This is a genomic window from Bradyrhizobium sp. HKCCYLS3013, assembly GCF_051167615.1.
Lineage (GTDB): Bacteria > Pseudomonadota > Alphaproteobacteria > Rhizobiales > Xanthobacteraceae > Bradyrhizobium.
The window spans coordinates 1-15,386 of record NZ_JBNPTK010000004.1 but is presented as its reverse complement, the minus strand read 5'-3'; the positions used below and the strand labels follow the sequence as shown (position 1 = coordinate 15,386).

At 66.1% G+C, this 15,386-nt stretch carries 15 protein-coding genes and 1 pseudogene; 11 read left to right on the top strand and 5 right to left on the bottom strand.

The features are described 5' to 3' along the window. Positions 1 to 344 precede the first annotated feature (344 nt). From ACQR1F_RS09080 to ACQR1F_RS09065, 4 genes and pseudogenes are all read left to right on the top strand, one after another. Positions 345 to 803, top strand: coding sequence for a hypothetical protein (locus ACQR1F_RS09080; protein WP_316177147.1), 459 nt, complete (start codon positions 345 to 347; stop codon positions 801 to 803). Positions 804 to 979: 176 nt separating this feature from the next. Beyond that, entirely contained in the window at positions 980 to 1,684 is a 705-nt protein-coding gene (locus ACQR1F_RS09075) for an alpha/beta hydrolase (protein ID WP_434912888.1), read from the top strand. 56 nt (positions 1,685 to 1,740) lie between these two features. Next, positions 1,741 to 2,054, top strand: a pseudogene (locus ACQR1F_RS09070) (hypothetical protein). Between the two features lie 128 nt (positions 2,055 to 2,182). Beyond that, a complete protein-coding gene (locus tag ACQR1F_RS09065) occupies positions 2,183 to 2,542 on the top strand; it encodes a twin-arginine translocation signal domain-containing protein (protein WP_316216058.1) in 360 nt (119 codons plus the stop codon). A gap of 95 nt (positions 2,543 to 2,637) precedes the next feature. On the opposite strand, the gene ACQR1F_RS09060 is transcribed toward ACQR1F_RS09065, so the two are convergent. Continuing rightward, positions 2,638 to 3,642 (bottom strand): alpha/beta fold hydrolase, encoded by a 1,005-nt coding sequence (locus tag ACQR1F_RS09060; protein ID WP_315800944.1) that lies wholly within the window; start codon positions 3,640 to 3,642, stop codon positions 2,638 to 2,640. A gap of 105 nt (positions 3,643 to 3,747) precedes the next feature. After that, positions 3,748 to 4,446 carry an ArsR/SmtB family transcription factor gene (locus ACQR1F_RS09055; protein ID WP_315714525.1) on the bottom strand — a complete coding sequence of 233 codons (699 nt, stop codon included), beginning with the start codon at positions 4,444 to 4,446 and terminating at the stop codon, positions 3,748 to 3,750. Positions 4,447 to 4,521: 75 nt separating this feature from the next. Here ACQR1F_RS09055 and ACQR1F_RS09050 point away from each other — a divergent pair, with 75 nt between their 5' ends. Both ACQR1F_RS09050 and ACQR1F_RS09045 read left to right on the top strand, forming a co-directional pair. Further along, positions 4,522 to 4,836: an NIPSNAP family protein gene (locus tag ACQR1F_RS09050; RefSeq protein WP_316177153.1), complete on the top strand. Its 315-nt coding sequence runs from the start codon at positions 4,522 to 4,524 to the stop codon at positions 4,834 to 4,836. Between the two features lie 46 nt (positions 4,837 to 4,882). Next, entirely contained in the window at positions 4,883 to 5,701 is an 819-nt protein-coding gene (locus ACQR1F_RS09045) for an isocitrate lyase/PEP mutase family protein (RefSeq protein ID WP_316177155.1), read from the top strand. 67 nt (positions 5,702 to 5,768) lie between these two features. On the opposite strand, the gene ACQR1F_RS09040 is transcribed toward ACQR1F_RS09045, so the two are convergent. Both ACQR1F_RS09040 and ACQR1F_RS09035 read right to left on the bottom strand, forming a co-directional pair. Next, positions 5,769 to 6,077: a hypothetical protein gene (locus ACQR1F_RS09040; RefSeq protein WP_434907162.1), complete on the bottom strand. Its 309-nt coding sequence runs from the start codon at positions 6,075 to 6,077 to the stop codon at positions 5,769 to 5,771. Positions 6,078 to 6,290: 213 nt separating this feature from the next. Further along, positions 6,291 to 6,704: a hypothetical protein gene (locus ACQR1F_RS09035; protein WP_434912887.1), complete on the bottom strand. Its 414-nt coding sequence runs from the start codon at positions 6,702 to 6,704 to the stop codon at positions 6,291 to 6,293. Between the two features lie 149 nt (positions 6,705 to 6,853). On the opposite strand from ACQR1F_RS09035, the gene ACQR1F_RS09030 reads away from it, so the two are divergent. After that, on the top strand, positions 6,854 to 7,498 hold the full coding sequence (locus tag ACQR1F_RS09030; protein ID WP_315800939.1) for a trimeric intracellular cation channel family protein: 645 nt from the start codon (positions 6,854 to 6,856) through the stop codon (positions 7,496 to 7,498). 63 nt (positions 7,499 to 7,561) lie between these two features. Here ACQR1F_RS09030 and ACQR1F_RS09025 read toward each other — a convergent pair whose 3' ends face one another. After that, the gene (locus tag ACQR1F_RS09025; protein WP_434912886.1) at positions 7,562 to 7,738 is read right to left on the bottom strand and encodes a hypothetical protein; all 177 of its coding nucleotides are present in this window, start codon (positions 7,736 to 7,738) and stop codon (positions 7,562 to 7,564) included. A gap of 77 nt (positions 7,739 to 7,815) precedes the next feature. On the opposite strand from ACQR1F_RS09025, the gene ACQR1F_RS09020 reads away from it, so the two are divergent. From ACQR1F_RS09020 to ACQR1F_RS09005, 4 genes are all read left to right on the top strand, one after another. Then, positions 7,816 to 11,307 (top strand): indolepyruvate ferredoxin oxidoreductase family protein, encoded by a 3,492-nt coding sequence (locus tag ACQR1F_RS09020; protein WP_434890249.1) that lies wholly within the window; start codon positions 7,816 to 7,818, stop codon positions 11,305 to 11,307. A 1,057-nt stretch (positions 11,308 to 12,364) separates the two neighbouring features. Beyond that, the gene (locus tag ACQR1F_RS09015) at positions 12,365 to 13,513 is read left to right on the top strand and encodes a thiolase domain-containing protein (protein WP_316183709.1); all 1,149 of its coding nucleotides are present in this window, start codon (positions 12,365 to 12,367) and stop codon (positions 13,511 to 13,513) included. Beyond that, a complete protein-coding gene (locus ACQR1F_RS09010; protein WP_315800936.1) occupies positions 13,513 to 13,902 on the top strand; it encodes a Zn-ribbon domain-containing OB-fold protein in 390 nt (129 codons plus the stop codon). Before ACQR1F_RS09015 ends, ACQR1F_RS09010 begins: the two co-directional genes overlap by 1 nt. A 437-nt stretch (positions 13,903 to 14,339) precedes the next feature. After that, positions 14,340 to 15,200 carry a MaoC family dehydratase gene (locus ACQR1F_RS09005; RefSeq protein WP_315800935.1) on the top strand — a complete coding sequence of 287 codons (861 nt, stop codon included), beginning with the start codon at positions 14,340 to 14,342 and terminating at the stop codon, positions 15,198 to 15,200. Positions 15,201 to 15,386 lie beyond the last annotated feature (186 nt).

Below are 15,386 nucleotides of genomic sequence, written 5' to 3'. Positions count from 1 at the left end.
TGCGAGCTGCCGCGTGGCCCTGGATTGCTTCGCTTCGCTCGCAATGACGGAGAACGCGGCGCGCGCGCCGGGCGCCGTCGCCGTCCTGCTGCGTCGGCCGGGGATGAGAGCCCGCCGCACCCATCGTCATTGCGAGGAGCGCAGCGACGAAGCAATCCGGGGGCCTCGTGCCCGGCTCTGGGTTGCTGGTCGCATTGCGGGAAATTGCGGCAATCCGGAGCCGGGTCGGGCCCTGGCGTTAAGCCTGTCGCTTAACTAACCTTTAACGATGGGTTTGCGGGAACTGGGCCGCTGGCCTAGCCTTGTCGGACTGCGGGTGGGTCGGAAGAGTAGGATCGCGTATCATGGCTGACAGAACATCGGCATTTCGGAATTCAGGCGTTTTCGTCGTCTGCGCGGCGGCAGCTGCGCTGATCTTCTCGACCGAGGCCGCATCGGCCCGGTCTGGCGCCGCGGTGGCTGCCGGTCCCGTTGGACCGAGCCAGGTCGTCCGGCCGGCGCCTGGGATCAGGCCCGGCCTGCGTCATCACCATTATCGCGGGGCTCGCGCCTATCTGCCAGCCGCCGGCGCCTTCGCCTATGGCGGTTATGACGAGCCCGTGCCGCAGCAGATCCCGGAGCGGACCTCGGCCGACGTGCGTTACACCTATACCTACGACGTCCCGTGGGACTGGGCCCACCGCTTTCCACCGAACGTCGTGCCATCCGATCGCCCCTACGTATCGAGCTGCCCGATGCAGACCGTGACGGTGCCGGGACGCCGGGGAGGCGATCACACCGTCACGATCACGCGCTGCTACTGACGGCTTGAGCCAGCTCAATGCGATCGGCGTGATCGGACGCTAGACATTCTCAAATACCGACCGGCTTCGCTCGCGCGAGGTCGCGAGGTGACGAGGCCCGGACTCCTAGGCACTCCGGGCCTCGTTGATTTCTGATAGTCTCCCGCGGCAGCGCGAGTCCGCGCGGGGAGGCTCCGATGATCAGACCGGCGAATTGGATACGTATCTGGCTGGCAGTTGCGATGTCGGCTGTCGCAGCCGGAGCAGCCTTCGCCGATGAGAGCGTGACGATCGGCGGCTCCCGCGTCGCGCTGATCAGGCCGGCCTCGGTGCGCGCCAGCGTGATTCTGCTGCCCGGCGGCGACGGCGCCATCCATGTCGGCGAGCGCGGCGACATTCACGGCCTGCTCGGCAACCAACTGGTGCGCACGCGCAACGCCTATGCCGCGCGCGGGCTCGCCGTGATGGTCGCGGACACCAGCACCGATCTGAAGGCCGCGGTCGACTACATGGCCGCGATCAAGCGGCCGGTGACGGTGATCGGCACCAGCCGCGGCACGTTGCGCGCCGCGGAAGGCATCGCGCGCGGTGCCCGGCCGGATGCGTTGGTGCTCACCTCGGGCTTCCTCAGTCCGGAGTCGGGGAGCTCCTCGAACGTGATGTCGATCCTCGGCTCGCCATCCGCCTTGCCCCGGACGCTGGTCATCCATCATACCAGCGACGCCTGCAAGTTCACGCTGCCGGCAGGCGTCGACCCGTTCATCAGATGGTCCGGCGGCCGGGCGCGCGCGAAGTGGCTGTCGGGCGGCGCGGAAGAGGGGGATCCCTGTCAGGCGCGCGGCCATCACGGCTTCAACGGGCTCGACGGGCAGGTGGTCGGCCTGGCCGCGGGGTTTCGCTGAGCTGCGGATTGCGGGTCGACTCCGGAACAACACCAACGTGGTCCGGAGGAAACTCGATGCCGTCAGCCATCTTCGTCGTGCGCGCGACCGTGCCTGATCCCGCCCGGCGCGATGCGTTCGATCGCTGGTATCGCGACGTTCATCTGCCCGACGCGATCAGGAGCTTCGGCGTGCGCAAGGCGTGGCGGGTGTGGAGTCTCGCTGATCCCAGGGTGCATCAGGCGATGTATCAGTTCGATGCCATCGCCGCGGTGGAGCGTGCGATCGGCGGCGCGAGATGAAACGCCTGACCGCCGATTTCAATCGCGACTGGCCCGACGTGACCCGGACGCGCGAGAGCTTCGTGCTGGCGCAGACGGTCGACGGCTGAGCTTGCGTTGCCTTCGACGACGAAGGCGTGGCGCTTCCATCACCGTACTGCGATCCGGTTCAGCTCACGTTCAGGTGATCGGCCGAATACTCCGTCATGCTCTGGCTCGTGGATCATGGAGGCGTGCGATGGAACGACGGAATTTCCTCAAGCTGGCATTGGGGCTCGGCTGTGCAGCGGCGGCCGGCGCCGTGCTTCGCACCAGCGATGCGGTCGCCGCGCCGCTCTCGCCGTCGCCGCTGAACGAAGCCGCGCCTTCAGCCAGGGATCAGCACGTCGAGCGCGCGGTCGGCTCGCAGGACGAGGCCGATCGGCTCGCGCCGGAGCAGGTGCGCTGGGGACACCACGGTCATCATCACGGACATCACGGCCACGGCCATCACTGGGGCTGGCGCCGGCGGCATTGGGGTTGGCGGCGCCGCCATTGGGGCTGGCGTCACCATCATCGGCACTGGCGCCGCCATTGGCATCGGCGCCACTCCTGGTGATCGGCCCGGCCGCGTTGCGGCCAGGCGCCGTTTCGGACTCGTGATTGCGGCACGGCAGGGATCGGCGCGATCCCTGCCGGTCGTGTCCGTTTGAACTACCTGCCGAGGAAGTCCAGCAGCAGCGCGTCGTATTTGTCCGGCGCGTCGAGGAAGACGAGGTGGCCGGCATTGGCGACCACCTCGGCGCGGGCATCGCGCATCCGGCTGGCCAGGTCCTTTGCCAGCTCGGCGTTCTGGCCCATCTTCGCTCTCAAGGCTTCCGGCGCGTTCGGCCGTCCCGGCGCGTTGTGATCGTCCGCGCCCATGATGAACAGCGTCGGCTGCGTCAGCAGCGGGATCTCGTGCACCACCGGCTCGCGGTAGATCATCTGATAGGAGCTGACGAAGCTCTTCAGCCAGCGCGGATAGTCGGCGCTTTGCTTCAGGTTGAAGCGGGCATCGATGAACGGCGTGACCTGCTCCGGCGGCAGCTTCAGCGCGTAGTTGGTCTCCAGCTGCTTGCGATAGCCGTCCGACGTCAGCCGGTCCTCGCTCTCGCTGATCTTTTCCGACGGGACCGGCGGCACGTAGGCGCGGTAGTCCTCGAGCCCGATCGGCGCGGTCAGCACGAGATGCGCGACCCGGTCGGGATAGGCGCGGGCGATGCGGACGGCCAGCATGCCGCCCATCGAATGCGCGACGATGTCGGCCTTGGCGATGCCGAGGTGATCGAGCAGCGTCATCGTGTTGCGCGCCAGCGTGTCGAAATGCAGTTCGCCCGACGGCTTGGATGATTTGCCGAAGCCGACCTGGTCGGGCACCACGACGCGGAAGCCGGCGTCGGTCAGCGTCTTGATCACGGGCGCCCAGTAGCTCGAGGGGAAGTTGCGGCCGTGGAGCAGCAGCGCAACGCGGCCGTTCGGCTGCGCCGGCGCGACATCCATGTAGGCCATGCGCAGCTGCTCGCTGTCGTTGACCAGGGGCAGCAGGCTGACCGGGTAGGGATAGGCGAAGCCTTCGAGGTTGATGCCATAGGGCTCGCGCGGCATCTCCGCAGCGCGGGCGGCGATCGGCGCGACGGTGAGCAGGGCAGCGCAGAGCGCGGCAGCGAAACGGGACATGGAGACTCCGGGAGCGAGATGGGGTCGTCAACCGTCTCGCCGTGCCCTGCGTTCGCTCTGGCCGCAATGCACGAAGGCATTGCTGCGATAAACAGCACGTGATCGTCAGTCCTCGGCCGGACCGAACAGCGCCGCGAAATGCTTTTCGCCGGCGCGGCTGAAATTGACCACGCGACTGCCTGGAGTGGCATCGCGGGCCGCCCATTTCAGCTCGGTGAAGCGCTTCATCAACGCTGCGCCGAGCGTGCCGGCGAGATGATGCCGCCGCGCGCTCCAGTCGAGGCAGGCCTTGCAGACGGGCCGGCGCGGATGCGCCAGCATTTCCGGCGAGATCCGCAAATGCTGCGCCAGGAAATGTTTGCCGTCCTCGGTCAGCACGATCTCCTGCTTGCGCCGGCGCACCAGCTTCTGCCGGGTCATGCTATCGAGCATCTGCACGCCGAGATCGCCGGCAAGATGATCGTAGCAGATGCGCGCCCGCCGCAGCTCCGGCTCCTTCGGCCCGGTGCGCACCCGCATGTGGCCGGCGCGCGCGGCAAGGCCGGCGAGCTTCTCCAGCACGTCGGCGACGTCCGGATCGGCGAGCCGGTAGTAGCGGTGACGGCCCTGTTTTTCCGGCTCGACCAGGCCGCCGCCTTCGAGCTTGGCAAGATGCGAGCTCGCCGTCTGCGGCGTCACGCCCGCTTCCTGGGCGAGCTCGGTCGCGGTCAGCGCCCGGCCCGAGAGCAGCGCCGTCAGCATGTTGGCGCGGGCGGGATCGCCGACCAGCGCCGCCACCATCGCAATGTCCGGACCCGATTTCATAGTTCGATGCTAGCCGAAGCATTCTCGCCCCGCAAGCGGATAGTGTCGATGATACGAAACTTACCGGAGGTTGTCATGGCCATCACCGTCTTCATCCGCTATCGCATCGATCCGCATCAGCGCGACGTGTTCGAAGCCTACGCCAGGCGCTGGCTGTCGATCATTCCCCGCTGCGGCGGCGACCTGATCGGCTATTTCATGCCTCATGAAGGCACCAACGACGTCGCCTATGGCCTGATTTCATTCGACAGTCTCGCGGCTTACGAGCGCTATCGCGCAACCTTGCGCAGCGATGGCGAGGGACGGGCGAACTTCGCACTCGCGGAGGAGCACAAACTCATTCTGGGCGAAGAACGAACATTTCTGCGCAATGTCGTGGCGGCGCCATGAGAGCGGGACTATCCTGGTGCAACGAAGAGATGCATGGGAGGATGACATGACGGTGACCAGCACGGCGGACAAGCGCGCGGCCTTTCGCAAATTGCACGAGGCCGGCTGCTTTATTTTGCCGAACCCGTTCGATGCCGGCACGGCGAAAATGCTGCAGCATCTCGGCTTCAAGGCGATCGCCTCGACCAGCGCCGGCTTCGCGTGGTCGATTGGCAAGGCCGACACCGGCACGACGCTCGACGAGATGCTCGCGCATCTGGCGGCGCTGTCAGCGGCGGTCGACATTCCCGTCAATGCCGATTTCGAGGGCGGCTTCGCCGATGCCCCCGAGGGCGTGGCCGCCAACGTCACGCGTGCGGTCGCGACCGGCGTCGCGGGTCTGTCGATCGAGGACTCCACGGGTGACAAGGATGATCCGCTCTACGAACGCGAACTGGCGGTGGCGCGCATCCGCGCCGCGCGCCAGGCGATCGATGCCAGCGGCGGCGATGTCCTGCTGACCGGCCGCTGCGAGGCTTTTCTCTGGGGCAAGCCCGACCTCGCGCTGGTGACCGAGCGTCTCACGGCCTATGCCGAGGCTGGCGCGGATTGTCTCTACGCCCCCGGGATCAAGTCGGTCGAGGAGATCATGGCGGTCGTCAAAGCGGTGGCGCCAAAGCCGGTCAACCTGCTGATCGGGGCGTCCGGTCTCTCACTCAGCCAGGCCGCCGAGCTCGGCGTGCGCCGCATCAGCGTCGGCGGTTCGCTGGCTCGGATGGCCTGGGCCGGCTTCATGCGCGCGGCCAGGGAGATGGCCGAGCAGGGCACCTTCACCGAGCTGGCAGGCGGCTATCCCGGCGGCGAGCTGAACAAGCTCTTCGGTTGAGTTGGGCCACGCATGTAGAAAAGCCGCGGACTTGCCGCGGCTTTTCCAATCCGTTCGCTACGACTGTTCAGTAGCGGTCCGTTCCGATGCCGACGCTCACGCCGGGGGCGCGGATGCCGATGCCGTCGCGGTGTTCATAGGTGCGACGTTCGATGTAGCGCTCGCGCGGCGCATAGGCGTAGGAGTCGCGGTCGTCGTGAATGATCACACGGCGCTCGTGGCGCTCGCGCCAGCAATGGCCGTCCTCGTTGCAGACCATGCGGACGGTCTGGACGTCGCGCTGGGGGACGGCCGACACATCGACCGAGAGCGGCGCAGCCTGTGCTGCGGTCATCACGAGCGTGCCTGCTGCGGCCGCGAGAATGAAAGCCTTCATCACAAATCTCCTCCAATCAGTGTGGGTCAAAGTGCCGCACAGGCAATCGGCAAGCGCGCAGATCGTTCCACCTTGAAACTCGTTTGTTGGCGCCATGACGCGCGCGCCGATATCGGTCTTGGTGATGAGCGGGCGCAAAAAGGCGGCGGACGATCGCTCATCCGCCGCCCGAGTTGAGAACGGCGGTACGCCGTTCGTGGGATAGTTGACGAATTACTTCGCGTTGTTGGTGTTGGTCGGAGCCTTCGGGGCCGGCGGCGGCGTGGTGCGGTCGCCCGCGGCGCCGGTGGTCACGCCGGCCGAGCTGTTGCTGCTGCCATTGCTCGTCGACGCCGACTGCGAGGCGGGCGTCGTGCTCGCCTGATCGCTACGCATCGACATGTTGTTGAGGCCGTAGAACACGGCGCCGAGCAGGATCGCGATGCCCAGGGCGTAGGCGGCAATACGGCCGGTCGAGGCGGAGCCTTCCCTCAGCTCGGGATCGGGCTGCAGCTGGCTGTCTATCCGCGCCGCGCGCTCGTACTCGGCAGCGGTCATGTCAGCACCGGCCATGCCGGGGCGCGTGGTCATGTCCGGCCGGTTGATGCCGTCGGGATAGCGTTCGTTCGGGAGCCGTTCGTTGGCCATGATGTCCTCCTTGGCGATTGTCACCCGACAACCAGCGCAGCCCCGGCTCTGTTCCGCGAAACCTTGCGAATTCCCCAGTCGATCCGTTGCGTGCCGCGCTAAGGTTCCTCGCCTGCTTTGCGATTCTCTGTCCAGCTGGAGCCCCCTCGATGTGGAACCTGCCGCCCGGTGACAGCGTGCTGCATCTGTTGACCTGGGTGGCGCTGGCGGCGCAGGCGATGACGGCCGCGCTCGCGGCGGGACGCCGCAGCATGGACTGGATGGGCGTCTGTTTGTTGGGGGCGATCACCGCGCTCGGCGGCGGCACCTTGCGCGACGTTCTGCTCGGCCACTATCCGCTCGCCTGGGTCGAGCGGCCGTCCCTGCTGCTGCTCACCGTGCTGGCGCCGTTCGTGACGATCGCCATGGCGCGCCTGGTTCACCGGCTGACGATGGCGTTCCTCGTTCTCGATGCCGTCGGCCTCGTCGTGTTCACGATGACCGGCTGCGACATCGCTTGGCAGATGAACGTGCCGATCGGCATCGTCATCGTCGCCGGGATGATCACCGGCTGCGCCGGCGGCGTGCTGCGCGACATCCTGTGCAATGACGTGCCATTGCTGTTTCGCGCCGAGCTCTACGCCAGCGTCTCCCTCGTCACGGGCCTGGTCTATGCGACGGGGCTGTCGCTCGGCATCGGCAGCGGATGGTGGACGGCGCTGACCTTCGCGCTCGGATTGTCGTTCCGGCTGCTCGCGATCCGCTATAAATGGAACATGCCGCGCTTCGTCTTTTCAGGTGAGGAGCGCGGCTGAACGGCGGCGGTCCTATCGCATTGCACAATTCGTTGGGGCCAGAATCGCGCCGGCCACAACGGTTCAGTCACCGTCCGCCGAGCCGCCAAAGCCATGGCGCGCATCATCCCATTTCGCGGCAGCCGCCGTTTTCGACACAAACCGCAAAAGCCGCAGCCGGCTGCCGCCATGAAATTGCGATTTCGGTTGGCTGCCCTGCGCAGACGAGATTTGTGATGCGCATTCTTCAAAACCGGACATAAATGATTGGCGGAACGCGCGCTTCCGCCGTCCGGCGGCAGCCGCGCACCCCTGATAAGGCACGGCAAGAGGGCGGAATGGGCATCAACGAGAGCGAGATCAATCTCGACCAGAAATACACCGCAAGCTCCGGCCACATCTTCCTGACCGGCATCCAGGCGCTGGTGCGGCTGCCGATGGCCCAGATCCGGCGCGACCGCGCCGCCGGCCTCAACACCGCCGGCTTCATCTCCGGCTATCGCGGCTCGCCGCTCGGCGGCTACGACCAGCAGCTGTTCTCCGCGCGCAAGCATCTCGAGCAGTACAACATCAAGTTCCAGCCCGGGGTGAACGAGGACCTGGCAGCGACCGCCGTGTGGGGCTCGCAGCAGCTTCATTTGTCGCCCGGCGGCAAGTATGACGGCGTGGTCGGCATCTGGTACGGCAAGGGCCCCGGCGTCGACCGCTGTGGTGACGTGTTCCGCCACGGCAATGCCGCGGGCTCCGCCAAGAACGGCGGCGTGCTCTGTCTCGCCGGCGACGACCACGGCGCCAAGTCCTCTACCGTGCCGCACCAGTCCGACCACGCCTTCATGTCGGCGCTGATGCCCTATCTCTATCCGTCCTCGATCCACGAGATGATCGAGATGGGCCTGCTCGGCATCGCCATGTCGCGCTACTCCGGCTGCTGGGTCGGCATGAAGGTGATCACCGAGACGGTCGAGACGACCGCGGAGATCAACCTCAACGACGAGATGACGCCGTTCGTCATCCCCACCGACTTCGAGCTGCCGCCGGGCGGCCTCAATCTGCGCTGGCCCGACGATCGCTTCGACCAGGACCGCCGGCTGCAGGACTACAAGGGCTTTGCCGCGATCGCCTTCGCCCGCGCCAACAAGGTCAACCGCATCACGATGGACTCGCCGAACGCCCGCTACGGCATCATGGCGTCGGGCAAGAGCTACGAGGACATCCGTCAGGCGCTGCGCGAGCTGGGGATCACCGAGGAGGTCGCCGCCAAGATCGGTCTCAGGCTCTACAAGATTGGCATGCCCTGGCCGCTGGAGCCGGAGGGCGTGCGCCAGTTCGCGGTCGGGCTCGAGGAGATCTTCATCGTCGAGGAGCGCCGCGAGATCGTCGAGAACCAGGTCAAGCAGGAGCTGTTCAACTGGCGCGACGACGTCCGCCCGCGCATCGTCGGCAAGATGGACGACCACGACAAGCGCTTCCTGCCGTTCGCGACCGAGCTCTCCGTCGCCTCGCTCGCGACATCGCTCACGGAACGCCTTCTCCGCCTCGACCTCAATCCCGAGATCAAGGCGATGCTGCGCGCCAAGGCCGACTGGTTCAACGGCCGCGACGCCTCGCAGATGCAGCTGGTCTCGCCGGTGGCGCGCACGCCGTATTTCTGCTCCGGCTGTCCGCACAACACCTCGACGAAAGTGCCCGAGGGCAGCCGCGCGCTCGCCGGCATCGGCTGCCACTTCATGTCGCTGTGGATGAACCGCAACACCGAGACCTTCACGCATATGGGCGGCGAGGGCGTGCCGTGGGTCGGCATCGCGCCGTTCACCAATGAGGAGCACATCTTCGCCAATCTCGGCGACGGGACCTATTTCCACTCCGGCAGCCTCGCGATCCGCCAGGCGGTCGCCTCCAAGGCCAACATCACCTACAAGATTCTCTATAACGACGCCGTCGCGATGACCGGCGGCCAGCGCCATGACGGCGATCTGTCGCCGCAGCAGATCACCTTCCAGCTGCATTCGGAAGGCATCCGCGAGATCTACCTGGTCTCGGAAAATCCGGACTCGTATCCGGCCGACAGCATCGCGCCCGGCGTCAAGCTGGCGCATCGCGATGAGCTCGACAACGTCATGAAGACGCTGCGCCAGACCAAAGGCGCTTCCGCCATCGTGTTCGTGCAGACCTGCGCCGCCGAGAAGCGCCGCCGCCGCAAGCGCGGCACGATGGAGGATCCGCAGCGCCGCGTCTTCATCAACCCGGCCGTCTGCGAAGGCTGCGGCGACTGCTCGGTGCAGTCGAACTGCATCTCGGTCGAGCCGCTGGAGACCGAACTCGGCCGCAAGCGCGTCATCAACCAGTCGTCCTGCAACAAGGACTATTCCTGCGTGAAGGGCTTCTGCCCGTCCTTCGTGACCATCGACGGCGGCAAGCCGCGCTCGCGGGCTCCGGCCGAGCTCGGCGACATCGGCGTGATGCCGGAGCCCCTGACCAAGCCGTCGCTGGAGCGGCCCTACAATGTCGCCGTCGGCGGCGTCGGCGGCACCGGTGTGCTGACCATCGGCGCGCTGCTCGGCATGGCCGCCCATATCGAGGGCAAGGCCTCGATGATCCTCGACATGTCGGGCCTCGCGCAAAAGGGCGGCGCGGTGCTCAGCCACGTCCGCCTGTCGGAGAACACCGCCGACGTGACCTGCTCGCGCATCGTCACCGGCACCGCAGATCTCGTCATCGCCGCCGACGAGGTGGTGGCGGGTGCCAAGGAGACGATCACGCTGTGCGATGCCGAGCGCACCCATGGCGTCATCAATAGCCATCTCATTCCCACCGCCGACTTCGTGCTCAACCGCGACTTCAACTTCCAGAACCGCAAGGTGACGAGCCTGCTGGAAACGGCGCTGCGCAAGGACTCGACCTTCTTCGACTTCACCAAGCCGGCAGAGGCACTGCTCGGCGACTCCATCGCCACCAACATGATGATGATGGGCTATGCCTATCAGAAGGGCCTGCTGCCGCTCTCGGCCGAGGCCATCGAGAAGGCGATCGCGATCAACGGCGTCGCGGTCAAGATGAACACCGAGGCATTCCGGCTCGGCCGCCTCGTGGTGGTCAACCCCGAGCGCGTCGCCGGCATGATGACCGGACAGGACGAGACGGTGCCGCCGAAATCGCTCGACGCGATGACGCTGGACGAGATCATCGCCCATCGCATGACCTATCTCGCGGCCTACCAGAACGCCCGGCTCGCCAAGCGCTACCGCAAGCTGGTCGACCAGGTGCGCGAGGCCGCCGACAAGGGCGGCTACGGCGAGGCACTGCCGCGCGCCGTTGCGATCAACTACGCCAAGCTGCTCGCCTACAAGGACGAGTACGAGGTGGCGCGGTTGTTCTCCGACGGCACCTTCGAGAAGCAGCTCCACGACGCCTTCGAAGGCGATTACAAGATCTCCTTCAACCTGGCGCCGCCGATCTTCAATTCCGGCCTCGATCCCCAGGGCCGGCCGAAGAAGAAGAGCTATGGCCCGGGCATGATGAAGATGTTCCGGCTGCTGGCCAGGCTGAAGGGCCTGCGCGGCACGCCGCTCGACATCTTCGGCTATTCCGCCGAGCGCAAGATGGAGCGCGACCTGATCGCCGGCTACGAAAAGGACGTCGCGACGGTGCTCAGCCTCTTGTCGCCCGCCAATGCCGACATCGCCGTCGAATTCCTGTCGCTGCCCGACAAGATCCGCGGCTACGGCCCGGTGAAGGACAAGGCCGTGCAGGACGCCAAGGCGCGCTACGCGCAACTGGCGGCCGACCTCGCCAACCCGCCGTCGGCGCCACGCCAGATGGCGGCGGAGTAGGGCCGTAGGGTAGGCAAAGCGCCGCCCCTGGCGGCGCGTGCCCACCGTCTCACCGCAAGCTCGGAACCCTACGGTTTCAACGTCATTGCGAACAGCGCAGCGACGAAGCAATCCAGAGTCCTACGGGCCGTCCTGGATTGCTTCGCTTCGCTCGCAATGACGCGGAGAGAGCCGTAGCCCGCATGAGCGAAGCGATATGCGGGACGGCTGTCCCGGGTGTCGCTGCGCTCACCCGGGTGACAGGCCTCGTTCAAATTCTGATTTACAGATTTATATTGACGAATATCGGAAATCATGCTTTATTGCCGCCATCCCGCCTCACTCGGAAGGGGCGTTGCGCGCGATCGTCACGACACGCGGGGCGGGGAGCGATGGCCGCGATGGAGCCGCAGCGTGTCCTTGAGGGATGCGTGGACGAACGGTTCGGCGCGGACGTGAAGTCGCAGCGTGCTGGCACCCCGACGCTGGTGTCACGTTCGTGACGGCGCTGACGCGCCGCGCGGATCATGGTGGCCAACAAGCCCGGCGCACCAGGCAGACTGCGTATAAGCGTGAAGACCATCGCGCAGGGAAGGCCGGGTGTTCTCGGCTGCACCTGTGGTACCTGCCGCCTGCATTTTTTTCGCAGGCGGGCCGCAGGCGTCAGCCGACGCCTGGCCTTCCCTGCGCCCTCCGATTCGACGAGGGCGAACAAGATCAGCATGACCCGGGCAGTGATGTCGCGGGAGTGCTGGGTCACGTGTAGTTCGATATGTGCTCGCTCGCGCCACACGATCGCTGTCGTCCCGGGCTTGACCCGGGACCCATAACCACCGGCGGGTGTGAGAGGGCACGACCACCGGCGGGTGTGAGAGGGCACGCGGGGCGACCATCGAGTCCAACAAGATCCGCCGGTGGTTATGGGTCCCTGGTCAAGCCCGGGACGACGGCTGAGTGAAGGGCGAGACCATGCGTCATCTCCACCGCGCGGAATATTTTCACCGCTTGCCAAGCCTCATGCGAGGGTCCAGAAAATCTCCAACCATCGGGCAGGACACGACAGGAAGCGGAGACGGAATTGACCATCAAGGGCAAGGCCTACATTGCCGGGATCTATGAGCATCCGACCCGGCACGCACCGGACAAATCGACCGCACAACTGCATGCCGAGGTCGCCAAGGGGGCGCTGGAGGATGCCGGGTTGAGCGCGAAAGATGTCGACGGCTATTTCTGCGCCGGCGATGCGCCGGGCGGCGCGTGGCCGATGGTCGACTATCTCGGCTTGAAGGTGCGGCACATCGATTCCACCGAGACCGGCGGCTGCTCCTATCTGATCCACGTCGGCCACGCCGCTGAGGCGATTGCCGCCGGCAAATGCTCGATCGCGCTGATCACGCTGGCCGGCAAGCCGCGCACCGGCCCGATGCCGCCGCGCGCCGCCGGCGCGGAAGCCGACTTCGAGATGGCCTATGGCGCCACCACGCACAATGCCTACGGCATGTGCGCCATGCGCCACATGCACGACTATGGCACCACGTCGGAGCAGCTCGCCTGGATCAAGGTCGCGGCCTCGCATCACGCGCAGTACAATCCGCATGCGATGCTGAAGGAGGTCGTGACGGTCGAGGACGTGATCAACTCGCCGATGATCTCCGATCCGTTGCACCGCATGGATTGCTGCGTCGTTACCGACGGCGGCGGTGCGCTGATCGTGACCACGCCGGAGATCGCCAAGAGCCTGAAGAAGCCGCTGGTGCGGCTGATCGGCCATGGCGAGGCGATGAAGGGGCCGCGCGGCGGCAAGGACCTCGATCTCACTTATTCCGCCGGTGTGTGGTCCGGCCCGCGCGCCTTCGAGGAGGCGGGCGTGACCCCGAATGATATCAAATACGCCTCGATCTATGACAGCTTCACCATCACGGTGCTGATGCAGCTCGAGGACCTCGGCTTCTGCAAGAAGGGCGAGGGCGGCAAGTTCGTCGCCGACGGCAACCTCATCTCCGGCGTCGGCAAGCTGCCGTTCAACACCGATGGCGGCGGCCTGTGCAGCAACCATCCGGTCAACCGCGGCGGCATGACCAAGGTGATCGAGGCCGTGCGCCAGCTGCGCGGCGAAGCTCATCCGAAGGTCCAGGTGCCGAATTGCGACCTCGCCATCGCCCATGGCACCGGCGGCCTGCTCGGCGTGCGCCACGCCGCCTCGACCTGCATTCTGGAGCGCGTCTGATGTCCGAAGCCAAGAAACTTCCGGCCCCCGTCACCAATCCCGAGACCAAGGCGTTCTGGGATGCCGCCGCCGAGGGCAAATTCATGATCAAGCGCTGCACGGCATGCGGCGAGGCGCATTATTTCCCGCGCTCGATCTGCCCGTTCTGCTTCTCCGACCAGACGGTGTGGGAGCAGAGCGCGGGCGAGGGCGAGATCTACACGTTCTCGATCATGCGCAAGTCGCCGACCGGGCCCTATGCGATCGGCTACGTGACCTTGAAGGAGGGGCCGTCGCTGCAGACCAATTTCGTCGATTGCGATTTCGATGCGTTGAAGATCGGCCAGAAGGTGAGGGTTGTGTTCAAGCCCACCGACGGCGCCCCGCTGCCGTTCTTTACACCGGCGTAGGTGAGTGAGCACGGATGCGGCTCCACGTCATTGGAGCGAAGCGACGAAGCAATCCAGAGTCCTCGCGCAGCCCTGGATTGCTTCGCTCCGCTCGCAATGACGATGGGGCATGCATCTGCGTGCTCCAACAATGGTGCACCCTCTCCCTTTGTGGGAGAGGGTGGCGAGATCGAGCGAAGCGAGATTGAGCCGGGTGAGGGGTCTCTCTCCGCGCAGACAGTGCGGCTGTGGAGACAACCCCTCACCCGAGTGAGGTCGGAATTGATAGTTGCGCTGCCCTCTCCCACAAGGGGAGAGGGCGCAGCAATGGGCATCGGAAGACGTGCGTAGGGTGGGCTAAGGCGCGGAGCGCCGTGCCCACCGATATACAACAAGAAAGGCGGTGGGCACGCTTCGCTTTGCCCACCCTACAAGAGAACGAAGTTCGGGGAGGCGACATGCCGATCAACTACGATGAGCTGATGGCGATGAAGGCGATCGGGCAGCCCTATGCCTACGGTGATCGCGAGGTGATGCTGTACGCCTATGGCATCGGCATGGGGGCCGATCCCATGGATGAGAAGGAGCTCGCCTTCGTCAACGAGGCCACCGCCGAGCCGCGGCCGCTGAAGGTGGTGCCGACCTTTGCCTCCGTCGCGGCCTGGGGCGCCGGTCCCGGCGACATGAAGCTCAACCGCGTGCTGGTGGTCGACGGCGAGCGCGACATCACCTTTCACAAGCCGCTGGCGGTGGCCGCGAAGATCACGGCCGACTCCTCCGTGCTCGCGGTGTCCGACAAGGGCAAGGACAAGGGCGCCGTCATCCGCCATCAGACCATCCTGCGCGACGAGGGCGGCGCGCCGCTGGCGACGCTGGTCGCCTCACGCTTCGCCCGCGGCGACGGCGGCTTCGGCGGTCCGTCTGGCGGCATTCCCGAGCCGCACCCGGTGCCGACCCGCGCACCGGACCGCAGCGTCGACATCTCGACACGGCCTGACCAGGCGCTGATCTACCGCCTGTGCGGGGACCGCAACCCGCTGCACTCCGATCCCGAGTTTGCCCGTCGCGCCGGTTTCCCACGGCCGATCCTGCACGGCATGTGCACCTACGGCCTCACCTGCCGCGCCGTGCTGCAGACCTATGCCGACTACGACGCCTCGGCGTTCCGCCAGCACGCCGCGCGGTTCTCGTCGCCGGTGTTCCCCGGCGAGACCGTGACGGTCGATCTCTGGAAGGATGGCGATGTGATCTCCTTCGAAGCGCGCGTGAAGTCGCGCAACGTCACGGTGATCAAGAACGGCAAGACAGTGCTGGGATGATCCTCGTGATGTGAGGCACAGCTGTTAGTTATCGTCATGCCCGGGCTTGACCCGGGCATCCATCCTCTTCTGGTGATGGATGGACGGTTCAGGAGATGGATGGCCGGGTCAAGCCCACGGCTGTCCGGTTCAGACAGACTGGACATGGTGCATGGCGTGGATTCTTCTGCGGTCTTGAGCATCGCC

Excerpts from the sequence above, each read along its gene's own strand:
- ACQR1F_RS09080 (WP_316177147.1), top strand. The coding sequence starts at position 345 with ATGGCTGACAGAACATCGGCATTTCGGAATTCAGGCGTTTTCGTCGTC.
- ACQR1F_RS09075 (WP_434912888.1), top strand. The coding sequence starts at position 980 with ATGATCAGACCGGCGAATTGGATACGTATCTGGCTGGCAGTTGCGATG.
- ACQR1F_RS09005 (WP_315800935.1), top strand. The coding sequence starts at position 14,340 with ATGCCGATCAACTACGATGAGCTGATGGCGATGAAGGCGATCGGGCAG.
- ACQR1F_RS09030 (WP_315800939.1), top strand. The coding sequence starts at position 6,854 with ATGTGGAACCTGCCGCCCGGTGACAGCGTGCTGCATCTGTTGACCTGG.
- ACQR1F_RS09060 (WP_315800944.1), bottom strand. The coding sequence starts at position 3,642 with ATGTCCCGTTTCGCTGCCGCGCTCTGCGCTGCCCTGCTCACCGTCGCG.
- ACQR1F_RS09040 (WP_434907162.1), bottom strand. The coding sequence starts at position 6,077 with ATGAAGGCTTTCATTCTCGCGGCCGCAGCAGGCACGCTCGTGATGACC.
- ACQR1F_RS09050 (WP_316177153.1), top strand. The coding sequence starts at position 4,522 with ATGGCCATCACCGTCTTCATCCGCTATCGCATCGATCCGCATCAGCGC.
- ACQR1F_RS09035 (WP_434912887.1), bottom strand. The coding sequence starts at position 6,704 with ATGGCCAACGAACGGCTCCCGAACGAACGCTATCCCGACGGCATCAAC.
- ACQR1F_RS09025 (WP_434912886.1), bottom strand. The coding sequence starts at position 7,738 with ATGTCCGGTTTTGAAGAATGCGCATCACAAATCTCGTCTGCGCAGGGC.
- ACQR1F_RS09010 (WP_315800936.1), top strand. The coding sequence starts at position 13,513 with ATGTCCGAAGCCAAGAAACTTCCGGCCCCCGTCACCAATCCCGAGACC.
- ACQR1F_RS09045 (WP_316177155.1), top strand. The coding sequence starts at position 4,883 with ATGACGGTGACCAGCACGGCGGACAAGCGCGCGGCCTTTCGCAAATTG.
- ACQR1F_RS09065 (WP_316216058.1), top strand. The coding sequence starts at position 2,183 with ATGGAACGACGGAATTTCCTCAAGCTGGCATTGGGGCTCGGCTGTGCA.
- ACQR1F_RS09055 (WP_315714525.1), bottom strand. The coding sequence starts at position 4,446 with ATGAAATCGGGTCCGGACATTGCGATGGTGGCGGCGCTGGTCGGCGAT.
- ACQR1F_RS09020 (WP_434890249.1), top strand. The coding sequence starts at position 7,816 with ATGGGCATCAACGAGAGCGAGATCAATCTCGACCAGAAATACACCGCA.